We start from the raw sequence: 18,021 nt of genomic DNA, 5'->3' as shown, positions 1-18,021 counted from the left end.
GCCGATCAGGCGCGGTCGTGCAGCGTGACGTGGTAGCCGTCGGGGTCGGCGAAGGTGAACGTCCGGCCGAAGGGGCCGTCGACCGGTGCCGAGACGATGGCGTGGCCGTCGGCGGCCAGGGCGTCGTGGATGTCCTGGACGTCCGTGGCGTGCAGCCAGATCGCGGCGCCGATCCCGGGCCGGGAGGCCGAGGCGAGGTCCGTGCCGGGGACGACGTCGCGCAGGGCGAACGCGATCGGCTTCGTCTCGAAGACCACCGCGTGCGGAGGTCCTGCCGGGGAGCGGACCAGACCCAGGTAGTGCTCGTAGAACGCCCGCGAGGCGTCGAGGTCGCGCGCCTGCAGCGAGACGAAGTCGGGACCGGTGACGGGCATGGTGTCTCCTCCACGTGTGTGTCAGTTTTCTGACACCGGAGAAGCTATGTCAGAATCCTGACATGAGTCAAGACGACGCCGGTGTCGACCTGGACACGTCGCTCGGGTACCTGCTGAAGGAGGCGTCGAGCGTCCTGCGGGCGGAGATGGAGAAGGTGCTGCGGCCGCTCGGGATGACCGTGACGCACTACTCCTGCCTCGAACTGCTGGCCCAGCGGCCGGGCCTGTCGAACTCCGAGCTGGCGCGGCGCGCGTTCGTGACGCGGCAGTCGATGAACGTGCTGCTGCAGGCCCTGGAGCGGGACGGAGACGTGACCAGGCCCGCGGAGGCGCCCGTCGGCAAGGTCCTCCCCACCCGGCTCACGCCCCGCGGCCGGCGGAAGCTCGACAAGGCGTCCGCGGCGGTCCGGGCCGTCGAGGTGCGGATGCTGTCCGGGATGGCGGAAGCCGAGCGGTCGGCGGCGTTCCGGGCGCTGCGGAGCATGGTCCACTCGCTGCGCGACGGTGGTGCCTGAGCCCTTCCTCCCCCGTTATGGTCGGGAGGGACCGCGAGGAGGCGCAGTGGGACTTCGCAGCGAGCACTGGTACGCCGGGGACGACCGCAACGCCTACATCCACCGCGCCTGGATGCGCCGCGGCACCCCGGACGACGCGTTCCGCCGCCCGCAGATCGCGATCGCCAACACCGCCTCCGACCTCACCCCGTGCAACGCGCACCTGGACGAGGTCGCGAAATCCGTCTCCCACGGCGTGTACGAGGCCGGCGGCATCCCGCTCGACCTGCCCGTGGTGTCGCTCGGCGAGACCAACGTGCGCCCCACCGCGATGCTGTGGCGCAACATGGCCGCGATGGCCGCCGAGGAGATGCTGCGCGCCAACCCGGTCGACGGCGTGGTGCTGCTCGGCGGGTGCGACAAGACGATCCCGGCGTTGCTGATGGCCGCCGCGTCCGTCGACCTCCCGGCGGTCGTCGTTCCCGGCGGGCCGATGCTGACCGGCACGTTCCGCGGCATCCCGCTCGGGTGCGGCACGGACGTCTGGCGGCTGTCCGAGGAGGTGCGCGCGGGCACGCTGTCGCAGGAGCAGTTCGCGCGCTCGGAGTCGGCGATGATCCGCAGCCGCGGCCACTGCAACACGATGGGCACGGCGTCGACGATGGCGCTGGTCGCGGAGGCGCTGGGCACCGTCGTTCCCGGTGTCGCGGGCACCCCGGCGGCGGACAGCAGGCTCCTCGAGGCCTCGCACGCCACCGGACGCCTCGTCGTCGACCTGGTCGAGCAGGACCGCAGGCCCAGCACGTTCCTCACGAAGGCCGGCTTCCACAACGCGATCGTGACGCTGGCCGCGATCGGCGGGTCCACGAACGCCGTCGTGCACCTGCTCGCCATCGCCGGGCGCCTCGGGATCGACCTCACGCTCGACGACTTCGACCGCGTCGGCTCGGGCGTGCCGCTCCTCGTGGACCTCCAGCCGGCGGGCCGGTTCCTGATGGAGGACTTCCACCGCGCGGGCGGGCTCCCGGCCGTGCTGCGGGAGGTGCGCGACCTGCTCGATCCCACGGCGCTCACGGTCACGGGCCGGCCGCTCGTCGAGCACCTCGGCGACGCGCCGATCTGGGACCCCCGGGTGATCAGGAGCCGCGCGGAGCCGATCATCGCCGAGGGCGGGATCGCGGTGCTGAGAGGCAACTTGGCGCCATCAGGAGCTCTGATCAAACCGGCGGCCGCGTCGGCGCACCTGCTGCGGCACCGCGGCAGGGCCGTGGTGTTCGACAGCATCGAGGACTTCCACGCCCGCGTCGACGACCCGGACCTCGACGTGGACGCGGACTCCGTGCTGGTGATGCGGGGCTGCGGCCCGCGCGGCTACCCGGGCATGCCCGAGGTGTCGAACATGCCGCTGCCGAAGAAGCTGCTGGAGCAGGGCGTGCGGGACATGGTGCGGATCTGCGACGGGCGCATGAGCGGCACGGCCTACGGCACGGTCGTCCTGCACGTGGCACCGGAGGCGGCGGCGGGCGGGCCGCTCGGCCTGGTCCGGACGGGGGACGTCATCGTGCTCGACGTGGCGAACCGGCGGATCGACGTGGAGGCGCCGGACTTCGCGCGCCGCACCCCGAGCGAGGCGATGGTCAGGGCGTTCGCGTCACCGAAGCGCGGCTGGGAACGCCTGTACGTCGACCACGTCCTGGGCGCCGACACCGGAGCCGACCTCGACTTCCTGGTCGGCTCCAGTGGCAGCGACGTCGCTCGCGAGTCGCATTAGTGCGAGTGCTCGTGCTCCTCGACGTGTCCGGCGTCGTGCACGTGCGTGTGTGAGTGCGTCTCGCCGCCGTGCGTGTGGGTGTGCTCGTGTTCGACGTGCTCGTGCGTGTGCGCCCCGTGGGGATGCGAGTGAGTCGTGTCACCGTGGCTGTGCTCGTGGCTGTGCACTCCGTTGGTCATGACTCGATGCTGGCATGAGTCGCCCTTGAGCGCACTGGTGCCCGATCTTGCCTATTGCAACTCCCTTGCTGTTAGCTGCACCAGGCAACACGGCCACCTGGGGAGGAACTGGATGCGGCGCGCGGCTCTGCTGGCCCTCGTTCTGCTGGCGGGGTGCACGTCACCCGACGGCACCACCACCGCACCGGCGACGTCGATCGTCATCGGCGCGGGCAGCGAACCCGAAAACCTCAACCCCGTGCTCGGCTACGCCCCGGACGGCGCCGCGAAGATCTTCGACGGCCTCGTCGCGCGCGACGCCTCGCTGGCGCTGAAGCCCGCGCTGGCCGCGGAGCTCCCGAAGGCGTCGGCGGACGGCCTGACGTGGACGGCGAAGCTCCGCAAGGACGTCACGTTCTCCGACGGCACGCCCGTGACCGCGCAGGACGTCGTGTTCACCTACAAGTCCGTGCTGGACAAGAAGGTGAACTCCACGATCGCCACGCGCTTCGACGCGCTGACCGACGTGGTGGCGACCGACGACAGCACGGTCGAGTTCACGCTGTCGTACGCCTACGCGCCGTTCGCCCAGCAGCTCACGCTCGGCATCGTGCCCGCCGCGAAGCTCTCCGGCACCGACATCAACAGCGCGCCGTTCAACACCGCCCCGGTCGGCAGCGGCCCGTACACCGTCGCCGAGTGGCGCAAGGGCGACCGGATGGTGTTGAAGGCCAACGAGAAGTACTGGGGCGGCGCACCGGCGGTCAAGACCGTCACCGTCGTCTTCGTGGCCGACGACAACGCCCGCGCGACCCGCATGGCCGCCGGCGAGTTCGACGGCACGGTGCTGCCCCCGAAGCTCGCGCAGACCTACCGCGACCGGTCCGGGTACAAGGTCGTGCGGAACCCGTCGGCGGACTACCGCGGCCTCGGCATCCCGTCCGAGCTGCCGTTCACCTCCTCCCCGCAGGTCCGGCGGGCGATCAACCTCGGCATCAACCGCCAGGCCATGATCGACGCGGTGCTGGCGGGCTCCGGCAAGCCCGCGTCCACGCCGATCTCCCCGTACCTGACCGACTGGTACGACGAGGGTTCCGCGTTCCCGTACGACGTGGCGGAGGCGGAGAAGCTGCTCGACGAGGCGGGCTGGCGCAAGGGCGCGGACGGCAAGCGCGCCAAGGACGGACAGCCCGCGAAGCTGCCCGTGCTCTACCCCGCCGCGGACGTGCTGCGCAAGGAGCTGGCGCTCGCCACGGCGTCCGACATCGCGAAGCTCGGCATCGACGCGCCCGTCGAGGCGACGACGTTCGACGTCATGCTGCAACGGCGCAAGGAAGCGGCGTCGGTGTGGGGCGGCGGTGACCCGTACGACCCGGACACGGCCGCGTACACGTTGCTGCACAGCAAGTACGCGGGCCAGGACGGCTACGTCAACATGACGCTGTACCGCAACCCCGCTGTGGACACCGCCCTGGACACCGCCCGCCGCAGCCTCGACCCCGCGGCCCGCGCGAAGGCCTACGACGAGTTCCAGAAGGCCTACTCCGCCGACCCGGCCTGGGCGTTCCTGGTGTTCCTCGACCACACGTACGTCATCCGCGACCGGTGGAACGGCCAGGAGACCCAGGTCGAGCCGCACGACCACGGCCTCGTGCACGCGGTGTGGTGGAACCTCGAGCGCTGGACGCCGAAGTCGTGACCCGGTCCATCGGCCGGCTGGCACTGCGGCGGCTGGCCTTCGCGGTCCCCGTGCTGCTCGTGGTCAGCTTCGCGCTGTTCGTGCTGGCGAAGGCCTCCCCCTTCGACCCGGTCGAGCGCTACTTCGGCGTGCGGATCATCGGCGCCTCGCCCGAGCGCGTGGCCCAGCTGCGGGAGAACTGGGGCGTCGACGAACCGGTCGTCGCGCAGTACTGGGCCTGGCTGCGGCACGCCGTCGCGGGCGACCTCGGCGACTCGCTGTCGTTGCAGCAGCCCGTGTCCGAGGTCATCGGCGACCGTCTCGGGTGGACGGTGCTGCTCGTGTCGGCCGGCTTCGCGCTGGCCCTGCTGCTCGGGCTGCTGCTGGGCACGTTCGCGGCGTGGCGGCAGGGCTCGTGGCTCGACCGGCTGATCACGGGCGGCTGCTACGCCCTGGAGGCGGCGCCGGTGTTCTGGGTGGGGCTCGCGGTGCTGTACGTGTTCGCGCTGCAGTTGCGGTGGTTGCCAGGAGGTGGCGTGACGACCGGGTCCGAACCGGTGTCCGTCGGCGGGGTCGCGGTCCACATGGTGCTGCCGGTGGCGGTGCTGGCGATCTCGCAGGCGCCGTGGTTCGTGCTGTTCGTGCGGCAGAACCTCCTCGAGTCGTTCACGCAGGACCACGTGATCGGTGCTCGCGCTCGCGGCCTCCCGGACCACCTGGTGGTGTCGGGGCACGCGCTGCGCACCTCGCTGCTGCCGTTCCTGACGCTGCTCGGCGCGCGGCTGCCCGAGCTGATCACGGGGGCGTTGCTGGTGGAGACGGTGTTCTCGTGGCCCGGCATCGCGCGGGCGACCGTCGAGGCGGCGCTGAACGTCGACTTCGCGCTGCTGGGCGCGCTGACCGTGATGGCGACGGGCGTGGTGCTGCTGGGCAACCTGCTGGCCGACGTCCTGTACTCGCTCGCCGACCCGAGGGTGGCGCTCGATGGCTGACCTGACCTGGCGTCCCGCCCCGCGCAGCCGCCTGACCGCCGCGAGCCCGCCGCGCTCCCCGAAGTGGCGGCTGCTGCCGTCGGCGGTGACCCTCGTGCTCGTCGCGCTGACCGTCCTGGTCGTCCCGCTGGTCGTGGAGCTCAACGAGCAGTACGTCGACCTCGCGGTCGCCAACCGGCCGCCGTCCGCCGCGCACCTGTTCGGCACCGACGAGCTCGGCCGCGACGTGCTGCTGCGTTGCGTGTACGCGCTGAGGGTCTCGCTGACGGTCGGGCTGGTGGCCGCGGTGATCTCCGCGGTCGTCGGCACGGCGGTCGGCGCGCTCGCCGGCGCCGTCGGCGGCTGGTTCGACCGGGTCCTGATGCGCGTGGTCGACGCGATCGCCTCGGTGCCGCACCTGCTGCTGGGCATCGTGATCGTCGCGGTCCTGCGGCCGAGCCTCACCGCCGTGGTCATCTCGATCGCCCTGACGCACTGGCTGACCGCGGCGAGGATCGTGCGTTCGGAGGTGCTGTCGCTGCGGTCCCGGCCGTTCATCGACGCGGCGGTCGTCGGCGGAGCCTCGCGGCTGCAGGTGCTCACGCGGCACCTGCTGCCGAACGTGGCACCGCAGGTCCTGCTCGCGACGACGCTGATGGTGCCGCACGCGGTGTGGCACGAGACGGCGCTGTCGTTCCTCGGCCTCGGCCTGCCGCCGCACGCGGCCAGCATCGGCAACATGATCAACGACGCCCAGCGGTCGCTGCTGACCGGCGGCTGGTGGATGTCGCTCGCGCCCGGACTGCTGCTGATCATCACGACGCTCGCGGTGTCCGGGGCGAGCGGCGTGTGGCGGGACCGGCTGAACCCCAAGCGGCGCACGGAGCTGACGTGGTGAACCTGGAGATCGACCGGGTGTCGGTGCGGTTCGCGCTCAAGGGCGCGACCGTAGAGGCCGTGAACGACGTGTCGCTGCGGATCAGGCCCGGCGAGTGCGTGGCGCTGGTCGGGGAGAGCGGCTGCGGCAAGACGGTGCTGGCGTCGGCGCTGCTCGGGTTCCTGCCCGGCAACGCCGAGACCAGCGGCAGCGCGCGGCTCGGTGACGTGGACCTGCTCGCGGCCGGCGACCGCGAGCTCGCGACCACGATCCGCGGCCGGCGGATCGGGCTGATCCCGCAGAGCCCCGCGAGCCACCTCACGCCCGTCCGCACGGCCCGCTCGCAGCTCGAGGAAGCCGCCCGCGTCCTCGGCGGCGACGCGCGCAAGGCCGCCGAACGCGCCGGTCTGCTGCCCGAGCACCTCGACCGCTACCCGCACGAGCTGTCCGGTGGCATGGCGCAGCGCGTGGCGAACGCCTTGGCGCTCGTGGGCAACCCGCCGCTGCTGATCGCCGACGAACCGACCACCGGGCTCGACCGCGACCTCGTCGACGGGCTGCTCGGCGAGTTCCGCAGGCTCGTCGACGAGGGGCATTCCGTCCTGCTGATCACGCACGACCTCGCCGCGGCGCACAGGGTCGCCGACCGGATCGCGGTGATGTACGCGGGCCGGATCGTCGAGGTCGGCCCGGCCCACGCGGTGCTGGACAACTCCCGGCACCCCTACGCCCGCGGGCTCGCCAACGCGTTGCCCGAGCGGGACTTCCTGCCCGTTCCCGGCCAGCCGCCCCTGCTCACCGACCTGCCGGCGGGCTGCGCGTTCGCCCCGCGCTGCGGGCAGGCCGCCGCCGTCTGCGAGGACCGCCCCGTGCTCACCGACGACCCGCACGCCGTCGCGTGCCACCGCCCGTGCTGACCGGCACCGGCATCACCGCCGGCTACCGCGACCCGGTGGTCACCGACGTCAGCCTGACCGTCCAGCCGGGACGGACGACCGGTCTCGCCGGCCCGAGCGGTTCGGGCAAGTCCACTGTGGCGCGAGTGCTCGCGTTGCTGCACAAGCCCTTCTCGGGCACCGTGGAGATCGACGGCGAAACGGTCACCGGCTTCCGGTTCAAGGCGACCCAGCGCACGAAGATCGGCGTGCTGTTCCAGCAGCCCCGGCTCTCGGTCGACCCGCGCTTCACCCTGCGCCAGGCGATCGCGGAGCCGTTGCGGGGCGGGGACGTCACCGAGCTCGCCGACCTGGTCATGCTCACCGGCGACCTGCTGGACCGCCGCCCGCACGAGGTCAGCGACGGCCAGCTGCAGCGCGCCTGCCTGGCCCGCGCGCTGGCGCTGAGGCCGCGCTACCTGATCTGCGACGAGATGACGACGATGCTGGACGCCTCCACGACGGCCGCGCTGGTCGGCGTGATCCGCGCCTACCAGCGGGAGTCGGGCGCCGGGGTGCTGGCGATCTCGCACGACGCCACGTTGCTCGCGCGGTGGGCGGACGAGACGGTCAGGCTTTCAGCACCGCTTCCACGATGACGTTGTCGCGGTAGCTGCCGGCGACCCGGTCGAACTCCCCGCCGCACGTCACGAGCCGCAGTTCGGACAACGGCGTCGGCCCGTAGACCACGGCCGTCGGGAACGCCGTCTTCTGCGTCGAGTAGGAGTTGTGCACGACGAACGTCAGCTTGCTGCCGTCCTCGCGTTCGACCAGCACCTCGGCACCGGGCCTGAGCTCGGGCAGCCGGAAGAACACGCCCGGCCCGGTCTTCGAGTCGATGTGGCCGGAGATCACCGCGGGCCCGGCGTCCCCCGGCGCGACGCCCTTGGCGTACCACCCGGCCCTGTCCGCGCGCGTCGGCGGCTCCAGCGCCCCGGAGGAGTCGACGTCCAGCGCTTCGAGGGACGTCTCGACTCCGATCGACGGGATCCGGACCGTGACGGGCTCCGGCACCTCGTCCCCGCCGGGGCCTTTGACCACGTAGATCAGCGTGACCAGCACCGCCGCCCCCATGAGGAGCTTGCCCCTGGCCATCAGCCGAACCGGAACAGCCTGTCGCGCGCCGAGTGCATCGCGATGCCCACGATGAGCGCGATGACCAGCGCCGTCACCCAGTCCCAGCCACCCGCCATGCCGCCGAAGCCGGTCTCCTGGCCGCCGCCGGGCACGACCTCCGCGCCCTTGGCGTCCGTGCGCAGCTCGATGCGCCGGGCGCTGACCAGCAACGAGTAGACGGCGCCGCTCTCCAGCGTCGCCTCCAGCCTCGTCGAGTCCTTGCCGCGCGGGAGCACCTGCAGGGCGTCCGAGCCGGGCAGCATCACGACGTAGCCGGTGGTCGAGGTCGGCTGCACGCCCCGGTGCACGAACACGCTGCCGCGCAGGAGGTCCATCTCGGCGTCGCCCGCGTTGATCACGCGCAGCCGTGCCTGCCCGTTCGGCGGCAGGCTGACGTCGTCCTCCAGCACCTTCATCGACGACGCGATGTCGACGACCGTGTACGCCTTGCCCGCCCCGGCCCGCACGAGCACCGACCGCAGCACCGGGCTGCCGGGATCGGAGCCGGCCGCGCGGAACTCGACGACGTGCTCGCCCGGTTCGACCCGGCGGTAGTCGTAGAGGTCGGCGTAGTCGAGGGTGCCGAGCTCGACGCCGTCGAGTGAGGCGTCGACGCGGGCCTGGTCCATCGAGAAGTGCCCGAGCCGCAGGTACGTTCCCGCGGCGGCGTGCGCGGGCGTGGCGGAGAGCAGCAACAACAGCACTACGGCGAGCACTCGCACGCGGACCCCTCCCCTCATCGGACGCCGACAACGATAACGCGACTGATCAGCGTCCGGTGAGGTCCGGCCGTCCGCCGGGGTGCGTCACGGTGGCCCCGGACGCCTCCACGGCCAGCCGGGCCGCGTCCTCGGGACCGTCTCCCCGCGTGAGCGCGAACGTCAGCGCCGCCACGAACGCGTCGCCGCCGCCGGTCGTGTCGACGACCTCGACGTCGCCCAGGGGCACCACCAGCTCTCCTCCGTCCCAGACGAACACGTTGCCCACGTCGTCCACGGCGAACGCGACGAGCTCCTTGGGCATCAGCTCGCGAGCCGCGCTCACCGCGTCGTCCGCCGTCCTGATCGTCCGGCCGGTGAGCAGCTCGGCCTCCCGGTGGTCGGCGCGCACGACGTCGGCGGACTCCAGCAGTCCGGCCCGCAGCCGTTCGGGCGCGCCGTCGAGCACGACGCGGCCCCGCGCCGCCCGCGCGGCCTTCAGCGCGACCTCGGGCGGTTGCTGCAGCTGCACGACCACGGCGGCCGCGCCCTCGACCAGGTCGACCGGCAGGTCTTCCTCGCGCAGCAGCAGGGCGTCCGGGAGGTGCTCCAGGTAGCGCCAGCCGTCCGCCACGACGTCGACGATCAGCCCGGTCTCCTGGTCCGGCCGGCGCACCACCGCTCCGGTCGCGATCCCGTCCGCGGCGGCCCGCGCGATCAGCCGCTCGCCGACGTCGTCGTCACCGACCACGCCCACGAGCGCGACCGGCGCGCCCAGCTGCGCCAGGCCGACGGCGATGTTGGCGCCCTTGCCGCCGAGCATCTCCCGGCGCTCCCGCACGGGCGCGGTGCCCCCGGCGTCCGGCACCTCGTCGACGACGAGGACCAGGTCCCGCGCGATCTGTCCCACCACGACGACTTCGTCCACGGTGCAGGACTACCCGGCCGGGCACCGATCAACTCCGCGAGAACCGATCGGTGACGTCCTCGCCGCCGGGCAGCACGGCGAAGAGGTCGACCGGCGTCCGCGGCGACACCACCTCGCCGCGGTGCTCGCGCTTGAGCCGGTCCCTCGCGACGGCGACCTGCTCGCCCGGCGCGGCCAGCACGAGAACCGGCACGGCGCCCTGCGAGACGTGCGCGCCCACCCTGTCCGCGCTGCCGCGCCCGAACTTCAGCACCTTGCCGTACCGCACGAGGTAGAGCAGTGTCGCCTCCCCTCGCACACGCTTGAGCTGCTGCACTTCGCCCGTCTCGTCGTTGCGGCCCCACGTGCCGTGCGACTTGGTGAGCCAGCGGAAGCCCGTCCACGGCAGCCCGTGCACGTCGGTCGCGAGCACGGTCCAGCCGGGCCGGGCGTACCTGGCGAGCCGGACCTTGACCGTCGTCGCGGCGATGAGCTCCGAGTTCTCCCGCCAGGTGCCGTCGAGCTCCAGCCGGTGCGCGATCTCCTGCACCGCCGGGTCCGGCACCGACCTGTCGTCCAGGCACACCAGGCACCGCGTGCGCGCCCCGGTACCGCAGGACCGCGCGACACCGCACCAGCCGCACTGCTGGATCTGCACGGGCGCGCCACCCGGCCTGTCGTGCAGCACCTTCATCTGGTCCGCCACGACCCGCAGGCACGGCGCGCACAAGGCACACCACGCGACCTCGGTGACCTCTTTGCGCGGCAACCTGGTCATGCAGTTGATGCACTGCTTCACTTGCCCTCCCCTTGCGGGAAAGCCTATTCCAGCGCCCTTCTCAGGCGCGAGGAGACCAGGGCGTGACGGGGGTCGGTGACGGGCAGCGACATCCGCAGGCGTTCGAGCACCTCGGCGTCCTCCCCGCTGTCCGCGAACGCCAGCAGCGCGTCGAGGTCGCCTCGCTCCAGCACGCCCTTGCGCACCGCGGCGGCCAGGTCGGTCCGTTCCTCGCGGACCACCGGGGCGTCCGAGCGCGGCAGCAGGTCACCGCTGTAGTGCCGGGTCGCCCTGCCCGCGTCGCCGGACCGCAGTGCCGTCCGCACGTCCAGGAAGTCGCCGCGCACCACCGCGTCGAGCCGGTACGGCCTCGTCAGCAGGACACCACCGAGCTGCGCGCGCAGCCTGTGCAGCTCCGCGCGGACCGTGGTCGGGTTCCCGCGCTCGCCGTAGAGCGACAACGCGAGCTGCTCGGCCGTCAGCCCCTTGGGGTGCAGGGCGAGGGCGGTCAGCACCTCGGCGTTGCGCAGCGTGAGCGCGAGCGGCCTGCCGTCGAGGTCGGCGTGCAGCCCGCCGAGGAACCGCAGCGTCAGCACGTGCCGGCGCGGGGCGAACTGCCGCAGGTGGTGCGTGGCGAGCTGGGCGGCCGCGGACACGAGCTGCGCGACGGCCGGGTGCATGGTCTCGAGCGGCCCGCTGATGTCGACGACGCCGAGCAGGACGCCGGTGTGCGGGTCGTGGATCGGGCTCGCGGCGCACGTCCAGCCGTGGTAGGTGCGCACGAGGTGTTCGCGCGAGTGCACGGTGACCGGACGGCCGGTCGCGAGAGCGGTGCCCATCGCGTTCGTGCCGATGACGTCCTCGCTCCAGCGCGAGCCCTCGGTGAGGTGGACGCGGTCCGCCCGGTGGCGGATCCGGTTGTCGCCCTCGCACCACAGGATGTGCCCGCGCGCGTCGGTGACGATCATGATCATGTCGTCCAGCGACAGGGTTCCGCGCAGCAGCGGGACGGTGTGCGCGAGCGGGTGCGCGCCCCGCAGGTCCTCGATCTCGTCGGGCGCGTAGACGACCGGCGCCTCGTGCCGGTCCGGGTCGACGCGCGCGGCGAGGGACCGCCGCCACGACTCGAAGATCACCGGGCGGGCGTCCCCCAGCTCAGCTGGGTGCATCAGTCAAGGATGCAGGTCACGTCGCCGCACCTGCAAGCATCTCGTTGCTCCGATCGGATGCAACGCGGGTGAAACGTTGCCGGTTCTACGTTCGCCGCCTGTTCGCAACGACGCGGGAGGAACGCCCATGGCGAAGTACGCGGCTCCGGGACAACCGGACAGCGTGGTCACGTACCGCGACCGGTACGACCACTTCATCGGAGGCGAGTACGTGCCGCCCGCCAAGGGCGAGTACTTCGCCAACCCCACCCCGGTCACCGGTGAGGAGTTCACCGAGATCGCCCGGGGCACCGCCGAGGACGTCGAGCTCGCGCTCGACGCGGCCCACGGCGCCGCCCGCGCGTGGGGCAAGACCTCACCAGCCGAGCGCGCGAACGTCCTCATCAGGATCGCCGACCGCATCGAGGAGAACCTCGAGAAGCTCGCGGTCGCCGAGACGTGGGAGAACGGCAAGCCGGTCCGCGAGACGCTGGCCGCGGACCTGCCGCTCGCGGTGGACCACTTCCGCTACTTCGCGGGCGTGATCCGCGCCCAGGAGGGCGGCATCTCGCAGATCGACGAGGACCTGGTCGCCTACCACTTCCAGGAGCCGCTGGGCGTCGTCGGGCAGATCATCCCGTGGAACTTCCCGCTGCTCATGGCGACGTGGAAGCTCGCCCCCGCCCTGGCTGCGGGCAACGCGGTGGTGCTCAAGCCGGCCGAGCAGACGCCGGCGTCGATCCACGTGCTGATGGAGCTGATCGCCGACCTGATCCCGCCGGGCGTGCTCAACGTCGTCAACGGCTTCGGCGTCGAGGCGGGCAAGCCGCTCGCGTCCTCGCGCCGCGTGGCGAAGGTGGCGTTCACCGGCGAGACGACCACCGGCCGGCTGATCATGCAGTACGCCAGCGAGAACATCATCCCGGTCACGCTGGAGCTCGGCGGCAAGTCGCCGAACGTGTTCTTCAACGACGTGGCCGCGCAACGGGACGCCTTCTACGACAAGGCTCTCGAGGGCTTCACGATGTTCGCGCTGAACCAGGGCGAGGTCTGCACGTGCCCGTCGCGGGCGCTGATCCAGAGCGACATCTACGACCAGTTCCTCGGTGACGCCGTCGAGCGCACCAAGGCCGTCAAGCAGGGCAACCCCCTCGACACCGAGACGATGATCGGCGCGCAGGCGTCCAACGACCAGTTGGAGAAGATCCTGTCGTACATCGACATCGGCAGGCAGGAGGGCGCCCGCGTGCTGACCGGCGGCGAGCGCGCCGACCTCGGCGGCGAGCTGTCCGGCGGCTACTACGTGACGCCGACGGTGTTCGAGGGCGACAACAAGATGCGGATCTTCCAGGAGGAGATCTTCGGCCCGGTCGTCTCCGTCGCGCGGTTCTCCGACTACGACGACGCCATGAAGATCGCCAACGACACGCTCTACGGCTTGGGCGCCGGCGTGTGGTCGCGCGACGGCTCGGTGGCCTACCGCGCCGGCCGCGACATCCAGGCGGGCCGCGTGTGGGTGAACAACTACCACACCTACCCGGCGCACGCGGCGTTCGGCGGCTACAAGCAGTCCGGCATCGGCCGCGAGAACCACCGCGTGATGCTCGACCACTACCAGCAGACCAAGAACCTGCTCGTCAGCTACTCGCAGAACGCCCAGGGCTTCTTCTGATGCCCCGCGTGGCCCTGACCCCGGAGGCGGCGGCTCTCCTGCGCCGCCTCCGGGCTGACCACGGCGAGCTGATGTTCCACCAGTCCGGCGGGTGCTGCGACGGCTCCGCCCCGATGTGCTACCCGCTCGGGGAGTTCCGCACCGGCTCGTCGGACGTGCACCTCGGCGACCTCGACGTGGACCCCGACCCGCCCGCGGAGGCCTTCACGGTTCCCGTCTGGATGTCCGCGGCGCAGTTCGAGCATTGGAGCCACACGCACCTGACGATCGACGTCGTGAAGGGTCGTGGGAGCGGTTTCTCCCTGGAGGCACCACTGGGAGTGCGCTTCTTGGTGCGTTCCCGTTTGCTCTCGGACGAGGAGCTCTAACATGCGCGCATGACCGTCCAATGCGGATGCTGCGGAGCCGAGATCCCGTCCACCGACCGCATCGACTACCGGCTGAACCGTCCGGAGCAACTGATCGGCGTACCCGGCGGGCAGCTGGGCGCGCCGACGGGCGGACTGCTCGTCGGACCGGACGGTGACTCCTACCTCCGTTGTCTGCTCCCGGTTCGGCTGACCGGCGGAACGGAGCTCATGTTCGGGGCGTGGACGCAGATCAGCAAAGTCGACGCGATGTACGCGCACGCCGTGTGGGACAACGACGAGCAGTACGCGAACCTGCGCGTCGCCGGCAGGTTCGCGAACGTCATCAAGCCGTGGGACGTCTTCGGCGTGCCGGTCGAGGCGGCCGTGCTCAACACCGACGAGCTCCCCTACTTCACCTCGCACCCGTTGCTGGAGCGGGAATGGGACCGCGACGAGGTGCTGTGCCGCATCCGGCACCCGCTGCCCGTTCCCGTGCGCGAGACGCTCGGCGAGGTCTGGTCCGTCGAACGCTCCGAGGGCATGCGGTGCGCGGTCGAGGGTCGCACGGTCAGGTTCACGAGCCCCGGCCGCCGCGTGGCGCTCGACGTCTACGCCGACCTCACCGGTGGCAGCGTCAGCGACTTCCTCGGCGCGGTCCTCGACGGCTACCCCGCCACCGCCGAGCACTCCGTCTCCCACGACGGCCCCGAGCTGCGGCACGCGTTCTGGCTCAGCGAGGTCATCGACGGCCACGAGGAACAGGTCTTCCACGGGCACGTCGTCCGTCCCGGCACGATGATTTCCGTGCGCTGCGTGTACCGCTACCCGGCAGACAGCGCGTGGGCACAGCACGTGCTCAACAGCGTGCGGTACATCGGATGACGGCCTGCGCGTGCTGCGGCGCGGAGGTCGACGAGTCGGGCGCCCTGGACCTGGACCTCGGCCTGCCCGCCGGCGCGGCGGGAGCCGAACGTCTCGCGGACGGCAACGTGCTGCTGGGCGAGCAGGCGTACGTCCGCTGCGCGCTCCCCGTCGAGCTGACCGGTGACCTGGAACTGTGGTTCGACGCGTGGATGCGGGTCACCGCCGCGGCCGCCCGGCGCGCCGCCGAGGCGTGGGGCGACCCGTCGCTGCGGCTGACGGGCACGTTCGCGCACGACATCAAGCCGTGGAACGACCTGCACGGCGCCGAGGTCGTCGCGGAGGTCGTCGAGCCCGGCACGCCGCCCGAGCTCGTCGAGCACCCGTTGCTCGGCACGACCTGGGACCGCGACCGGGTGCTCAGCGCCTTCCCGGTCGCCCTGCCGATCTCGATTCAGCAGGAGGTGCGCGGCCCGTGGAGCGTCGAGCGCACCGCCGGCCTGGCACCGCACCTGCTCCCGGACGGCCTGCGGTTCGCCGCACCCGGCCGCGCGGTGTTCGTCGACACCCGCAAGCTGCAGGGCATGCCCGCCGACCGGTTCCTCGGGATGGCTCTGGAGAACGCGCCGGACGTGCCCGCCGACCAGCAGTTCCTGGTGCGGGACGGCGTCGAGCTGCGGCACGCGCTGTGGCTCACCGCGCAGCGGCACGAGTTCTACGGCCACGTCGCGCGGTTCGGCGAACTGCTGCTCGTGACGTGCCTGTACGACGACCCGGCTGACCACGCCTGGGCCCGGCACGTGCTGAACAGCGTCCGCTACGAGCCCTGACCGAACGTCAGCCTCATGTCGTCCACCGCGACGCTCACCAGCGGCGTGCGTCCGGTCAGGTAGCCCAGCGGCCCGCCGGCCGGCACCAGCCACGCGGCCTTGGCCAAGCGGTAGCGGCCGGACATGACGGCTCGGGCGCGCACGTCCCTGCCGTCGAGGTGCTGGGCGATCGGACCCGCGAACCGCCACCTGCCCGGCAGCGGCAGAAGGCCCTTGACCGCGACCGCCGCGATCGACGAGCCCGCGCCGAAACGGGCGAGCTGCTTCGGGATGGCCCACAGCTCCCGGCCGCCCTGCCGCGACGCCTCGCTGTCGACCCAGATCTGCGGCACGGACACGGCCACCGTCCCGCGGTCCAGGACCGGCACCGCGACGAGCAGCTCTTCGTAGGTGAGCACGCTACCCGGTTCGTACGACACGAACGCGACGGCGACGAAGGCGCTGCCCGCCAGGGTGATGGGTCTCGCGCCGCGCGGCAGGTGCTCCCGCGGCACCTCGTCGCGCGGTACGCGGAACACGGAGATCACAGCGGATCCCCTCATGTGCCAGGGCTCAGGTGGGTACCGCACGCCCCTGATCGTAACGTCAGGGAAGTCCCAAGTTCGGACGAGTGAGCTGGACCACTCGCCGCCGCGGGCTGACGATTCCCGCCATGAACGTCCTGCCGGCATTCGCACTCACCGCGAGTCTCACGTCGCCGGTGCACCTGCCCCCGACCGCACCGTGCCCGGAGAACGTCCCCGCCGGCACCACCTGCTACGAGGGCCGGGACGCCAACGGCGCGTACTACACGGTCGCCGTGCCGAAGAAGTGGAACAAGGCGCTGGTCGTGCACTCGCACGGCGGTCCCGACCTCGGCGACCCCACGCCCGAGCGCACCCGTGACGACCTGAACCGCTGGGCCGTCATGGTCGAGGAGGGCTATGCCTGGGCCGGCACGTCCTACCGGCGTGGCGGCTACGGCACGCGGATGGCGGCGGAGGACACGGACAACCTGCGCCGCATGGTCAGCGGGATGCTCAAGCCGCACAAGGTGTTCCTGCACGGGCAGTCGTGGGGCGGCAACGTCGCGGCCAAGACCGTCGAGCTCTACCGGGGCTACGACGCGGCGCTGCTCACCAACGGCGTGATGGCGGGCGGCTCGCGCGGCTACGACTACCGCGTCGACCTGCGCGTGGTCTACCAGTACTACTGCGGCAACCACCCGCGCCCGTCCGAGGCGCAGTACCCGCTGTGGCAGGGCCTGCGGCCCGGCTCGACGATGACGTCCGCCGGCCTGCGCGGCCGCATCGAGGAATGCCTCGGCGTGGCGGGCAGCCGCACCCCCGAGCAGCAGCAGAAGCTCACCGACGTCCTCGCCGTCACCAAGATCCCCGAGGAAACCCTGAACTCGCACCTGAACTTCGCGACGTTCACGTTCCGCGACATCGTCCACAACCGACTGGGCGACCGGAACCCGTGGAGCAACGCCGGCGTGGTCTACAAGGGTTCGCACGACGACCAAGCCCTGAACGCGGGCGTCGAACGCTTCGCCGCCGACCCCGCGGCCCGCGCCGAACTGGCGTACGACAGCGACCTCACGGGCAAGATCGACATCCCGGTCCTGTCCCTGCACGCGATCGGCGACCCGACGGCGTTCGTCGAGCACGAGTCGGCCTACCGCGACACCGTGCGGAAGGCAGGCCGCTGGTACAACCTCGTGCAGACCTTCACGACCGAGGCGACGCACAGCTCGTTGAGCGACTCCGAGTACGCCGCGGCCATGCAGTCCCTCTCCACCTGGGAGAAGCGCGGCCTGCGCTCCAACCCGTTCCTGATCGCCGCCTCCTGCGCCGGCCACGACCGGGAGTACGGCACGGGCTGCTTCTTCGACCCCCGGTACAAGCCCGCGCCGTACGAGTCGCGGGTCGCGCCCCGCTGACTCCCTCCGGCCCGGCCGCGGTGTCCGCGGCCGGGCTTGACCTCCAGCCAGGTCGAGACACCACCATCTCGACCATGACCGACATCTCCGGCATCGAGAAGCTCGTCGCCACCGTCGAGCACTCCCAGCGGAACGAGCTCGCGGAGGAGTTCATCGACCTCTTCCGCCCCGACGCGATCTGGACCACCGCCCACGGCAAGCGACTCACCGGCCGTGACGAGATCGCCTCCTTCACCCGCCGGGTCCTGCCCGGCGCGACGAAGGAGGCGACCGCCACCTACGAGGTGGCGCACGTGCTGTTCATCCGCCCGGACGTGGCGGCCGTGAAGATCCGCCAACGCCCGATCCGCCCCGACGGCACACCACTGCCCGACCAGAACGAGGGCTCGCCGCTCTACGTCCTGTCCAAAGAGGACGGGGAGTGGCGGATCGCCGCGGGCCAGAACACCATCGTGCTCTGAGAACCTGCTCGCGAACCGGAG

Annotated in this window: 21 protein-coding genes; 13 read left to right on the top strand and 8 right to left on the bottom strand. The window is 71.8% G+C overall.

Going from position 1 to position 18,021, the window contains the following annotated elements:
- Window positions 1-5: 5 nt before the first annotated feature.
- A complete protein-coding gene (locus L6E10_RS36585; RefSeq protein WP_236224742.1) occupies window positions 6-374 on the bottom strand; it encodes a VOC family protein in 369 nt (122 codons plus the stop codon).
- A gap of 62 nt (window positions 375-436) precedes the next feature.
- On the opposite strand from L6E10_RS36585, the gene L6E10_RS36580 reads away from it, so the two are divergent.
- Together L6E10_RS36580 and L6E10_RS36575 are read left to right on the top strand one after the other, a co-directional pair.
- Entirely contained in the window at window positions 437-889 is a 453-nt protein-coding gene (locus L6E10_RS36580; RefSeq protein WP_236224741.1) for a MarR family winged helix-turn-helix transcriptional regulator, read from the top strand.
- A gap of 46 nt (window positions 890-935) precedes the next feature.
- Window positions 936-2,639, top strand: coding sequence for a dihydroxy-acid dehydratase (locus L6E10_RS36575; protein WP_308102954.1), 1,704 nt, complete (start codon window positions 936-938; stop codon window positions 2,637-2,639).
- Here L6E10_RS36575 and L6E10_RS36570 read toward each other — a convergent pair.
- Window positions 2,636-2,818: a zinc transporter Slc39a7 gene (locus L6E10_RS36570; RefSeq protein ID WP_236224740.1), complete on the bottom strand. Its 183-nt coding sequence runs from the start codon at window positions 2,816-2,818 to the stop codon at window positions 2,636-2,638. The genes L6E10_RS36575 and L6E10_RS36570 overlap by 4 nt on opposite strands.
- A 112-nt stretch (window positions 2,819-2,930) precedes the next feature.
- Here L6E10_RS36570 and L6E10_RS36565 point away from each other — a divergent pair, with 112 nt between their 5' ends.
- The 5 genes from L6E10_RS36565 to L6E10_RS36545 are packed head-to-tail and all read left to right on the top strand — an operon-like array spanning window position 2,931 to window position 7,857.
- Window positions 2,931-4,496: an ABC transporter substrate-binding protein gene (locus L6E10_RS36565; protein ID WP_236224739.1), complete on the top strand. Its 1,566-nt coding sequence runs from the start codon at window positions 2,931-2,933 to the stop codon at window positions 4,494-4,496.
- A complete protein-coding gene (locus L6E10_RS36560; protein ID WP_236224738.1) occupies window positions 4,493-5,467 on the top strand; it encodes an ABC transporter permease in 975 nt (324 codons plus the stop codon). The genes L6E10_RS36565 and L6E10_RS36560 overlap by 4 nt, the downstream gene beginning before the upstream one ends.
- Window positions 5,460-6,344: an ABC transporter permease gene (locus tag L6E10_RS36555; protein WP_236224737.1), complete on the top strand. Its 885-nt coding sequence runs from the start codon at window positions 5,460-5,462 to the stop codon at window positions 6,342-6,344. The genes L6E10_RS36560 and L6E10_RS36555 overlap by 8 nt, the downstream gene beginning before the upstream one ends.
- Window positions 6,338-7,240 (top strand): ABC transporter ATP-binding protein, encoded by a 903-nt coding sequence (locus tag L6E10_RS36550; RefSeq protein ID WP_236224736.1) that lies wholly within the window; start codon window positions 6,338-6,340, stop codon window positions 7,238-7,240. The genes L6E10_RS36555 and L6E10_RS36550 overlap by 7 nt, the downstream gene beginning before the upstream one ends.
- Window positions 7,234-7,857 carry an ABC transporter ATP-binding protein gene (locus L6E10_RS36545; protein ID WP_236224735.1) on the top strand — a complete coding sequence of 208 codons (624 nt, stop codon included), beginning with the start codon at window positions 7,234-7,236 and terminating at the stop codon, window positions 7,855-7,857. The genes L6E10_RS36550 and L6E10_RS36545 overlap by 7 nt, the downstream gene beginning before the upstream one ends.
- Here L6E10_RS36545 and L6E10_RS36540 read toward each other — a convergent pair.
- The 5 genes from L6E10_RS36540 to L6E10_RS36520 are packed head-to-tail and all read right to left on the bottom strand — an operon-like array spanning window position 7,829 to window position 11,926.
- Window positions 7,829-8,353, bottom strand: a complete 525-nt coding sequence (locus L6E10_RS36540; RefSeq protein ID WP_236224734.1) for a class F sortase — start codon at window positions 8,351-8,353, stop codon at window positions 7,829-7,831. The genes L6E10_RS36545 and L6E10_RS36540 overlap by 29 nt on opposite strands.
- The gene (locus L6E10_RS36535) at window positions 8,353-9,096 is read right to left on the bottom strand and encodes a DUF4397 domain-containing protein (protein WP_236224733.1); all 744 of its coding nucleotides are present in this window, start codon (window positions 9,094-9,096) and stop codon (window positions 8,353-8,355) included. The genes L6E10_RS36540 and L6E10_RS36535 overlap by 1 nt, the downstream gene beginning before the upstream one ends.
- 46 nt (window positions 9,097-9,142) lie before the next feature.
- Complete coding sequence (locus tag L6E10_RS36530; protein ID WP_236224732.1) at window positions 9,143-10,000, bottom strand: PfkB family carbohydrate kinase; 858 nt, start codon at window positions 9,998-10,000, stop codon at window positions 9,143-9,145.
- A gap of 28 nt (window positions 10,001-10,028) precedes the next feature.
- Window positions 10,029-10,778, bottom strand: coding sequence for a hypothetical protein (locus L6E10_RS36525; protein ID WP_236224731.1), 750 nt, complete (start codon window positions 10,776-10,778; stop codon window positions 10,029-10,031).
- 23 nt (window positions 10,779-10,801) lie between these two features.
- Window positions 10,802-11,926, bottom strand: coding sequence for a GAF domain-containing protein (locus L6E10_RS36520; RefSeq protein WP_236224730.1), 1,125 nt, complete (start codon window positions 11,924-11,926; stop codon window positions 10,802-10,804).
- 127 nt (window positions 11,927-12,053) lie between these two features.
- On the opposite strand from L6E10_RS36520, the gene L6E10_RS36515 reads away from it, so the two are divergent.
- The 4 genes from L6E10_RS36515 to L6E10_RS36500 are packed head-to-tail and all read left to right on the top strand — an operon-like array spanning window position 12,054 to window position 15,618.
- Window positions 12,054-13,577: an aldehyde dehydrogenase family protein gene (locus L6E10_RS36515; protein WP_236224729.1), complete on the top strand. Its 1,524-nt coding sequence runs from the start codon at window positions 12,054-12,056 to the stop codon at window positions 13,575-13,577.
- Window positions 13,577-13,945 carry a DUF779 domain-containing protein gene (locus L6E10_RS36510; RefSeq protein ID WP_236224728.1) on the top strand — a complete coding sequence of 123 codons (369 nt, stop codon included), beginning with the start codon at window positions 13,577-13,579 and terminating at the stop codon, window positions 13,943-13,945. The genes L6E10_RS36515 and L6E10_RS36510 overlap by 1 nt, the downstream gene beginning before the upstream one ends.
- A gap of 9 nt (window positions 13,946-13,954) precedes the next feature.
- A complete protein-coding gene (locus L6E10_RS36505) occupies window positions 13,955-14,809 on the top strand; it encodes a hypothetical protein (protein WP_236224727.1) in 855 nt (284 codons plus the stop codon).
- A complete protein-coding gene (locus L6E10_RS36500; protein ID WP_236224726.1) occupies window positions 14,806-15,618 on the top strand; it encodes a hypothetical protein in 813 nt (270 codons plus the stop codon). Before L6E10_RS36505 ends, L6E10_RS36500 begins: the two co-directional genes overlap by 4 nt.
- Here the strand turns inward: L6E10_RS36500 and L6E10_RS36495 are convergent.
- Complete coding sequence (locus L6E10_RS36495; RefSeq protein WP_236224725.1) at window positions 15,606-16,187, bottom strand: acetoacetate decarboxylase family protein; 582 nt, start codon at window positions 16,185-16,187, stop codon at window positions 15,606-15,608. The two genes, L6E10_RS36500 and L6E10_RS36495, sit on opposite strands and share 13 nt — an antisense overlap.
- A gap of 41 nt (window positions 16,188-16,228) precedes the next feature.
- On the opposite strand from L6E10_RS36495, the gene L6E10_RS36490 reads away from it, so the two are divergent.
- Window positions 16,229-17,539, top strand: a complete 1,311-nt coding sequence (locus L6E10_RS36490) for a S9 family peptidase (RefSeq protein WP_236224724.1) — start codon at window positions 16,229-16,231, stop codon at window positions 17,537-17,539.
- 74 nt (window positions 17,540-17,613) lie between these two features.
- Window positions 17,614-18,000 (top strand): SgcJ/EcaC family oxidoreductase, encoded by a 387-nt coding sequence (locus L6E10_RS36485; protein WP_236224723.1) that lies wholly within the window; start codon window positions 17,614-17,616, stop codon window positions 17,998-18,000.
- The last annotated feature ends 21 nt before the right edge of the window (window positions 18,001-18,021 follow it).

The sequence above is a fragment of the Lentzea sp. CC55 genome, from assembly GCF_021056325.1.
Classification (GTDB): domain Bacteria; phylum Actinomycetota; class Actinomycetes; order Mycobacteriales; family Pseudonocardiaceae; genus Lentzea; species Lentzea jiangxiensis.
The sequence above is the reverse complement of the archived record's forward strand: the minus strand, read 5'-3'. Positions and strand labels throughout refer to the sequence as shown.

Coding starts and splice junctions, on each gene's coding strand:
- L6E10_RS36585 (WP_236224742.1), bottom strand. CDS start 374: ATGCCCGTCACCGGTCCCGACTTCGTCTCGCTGCAGGCGCGCGACCTC.
- L6E10_RS36580 (WP_236224741.1), top strand. CDS start 437: ATGAGTCAAGACGACGCCGGTGTCGACCTGGACACGTCGCTCGGGTAC.
- L6E10_RS36570 (WP_236224740.1), bottom strand. CDS start 2,818: ATGACCAACGGAGTGCACAGCCACGAGCACAGCCACGGTGACACGACT.
- L6E10_RS36565 (WP_236224739.1), top strand. CDS start 2,931: ATGCGGCGCGCGGCTCTGCTGGCCCTCGTTCTGCTGGCGGGGTGCACG.
- L6E10_RS36555 (WP_236224737.1), top strand. CDS start 5,460: ATGGCTGACCTGACCTGGCGTCCCGCCCCGCGCAGCCGCCTGACCGCC.
- L6E10_RS36540 (WP_236224734.1), bottom strand. CDS start 8,353: ATGGCCAGGGGCAAGCTCCTCATGGGGGCGGCGGTGCTGGTCACGCTG.
- L6E10_RS36520 (WP_236224730.1), bottom strand. CDS start 11,926: ATGCACCCAGCTGAGCTGGGGGACGCCCGCCCGGTGATCTTCGAGTCG.
- L6E10_RS36515 (WP_236224729.1), top strand. CDS start 12,054: ATGGCGAAGTACGCGGCTCCGGGACAACCGGACAGCGTGGTCACGTAC.
- L6E10_RS36510 (WP_236224728.1), top strand. CDS start 13,577: ATGCCCCGCGTGGCCCTGACCCCGGAGGCGGCGGCTCTCCTGCGCCGC.
- L6E10_RS36505 (WP_236224727.1), top strand. CDS start 13,955: ATGACCGTCCAATGCGGATGCTGCGGAGCCGAGATCCCGTCCACCGAC.
- L6E10_RS36500 (WP_236224726.1), top strand. CDS start 14,806: ATGACGGCCTGCGCGTGCTGCGGCGCGGAGGTCGACGAGTCGGGCGCC.
- L6E10_RS36485 (WP_236224723.1), top strand. CDS start 17,614: ATGACCGACATCTCCGGCATCGAGAAGCTCGTCGCCACCGTCGAGCAC.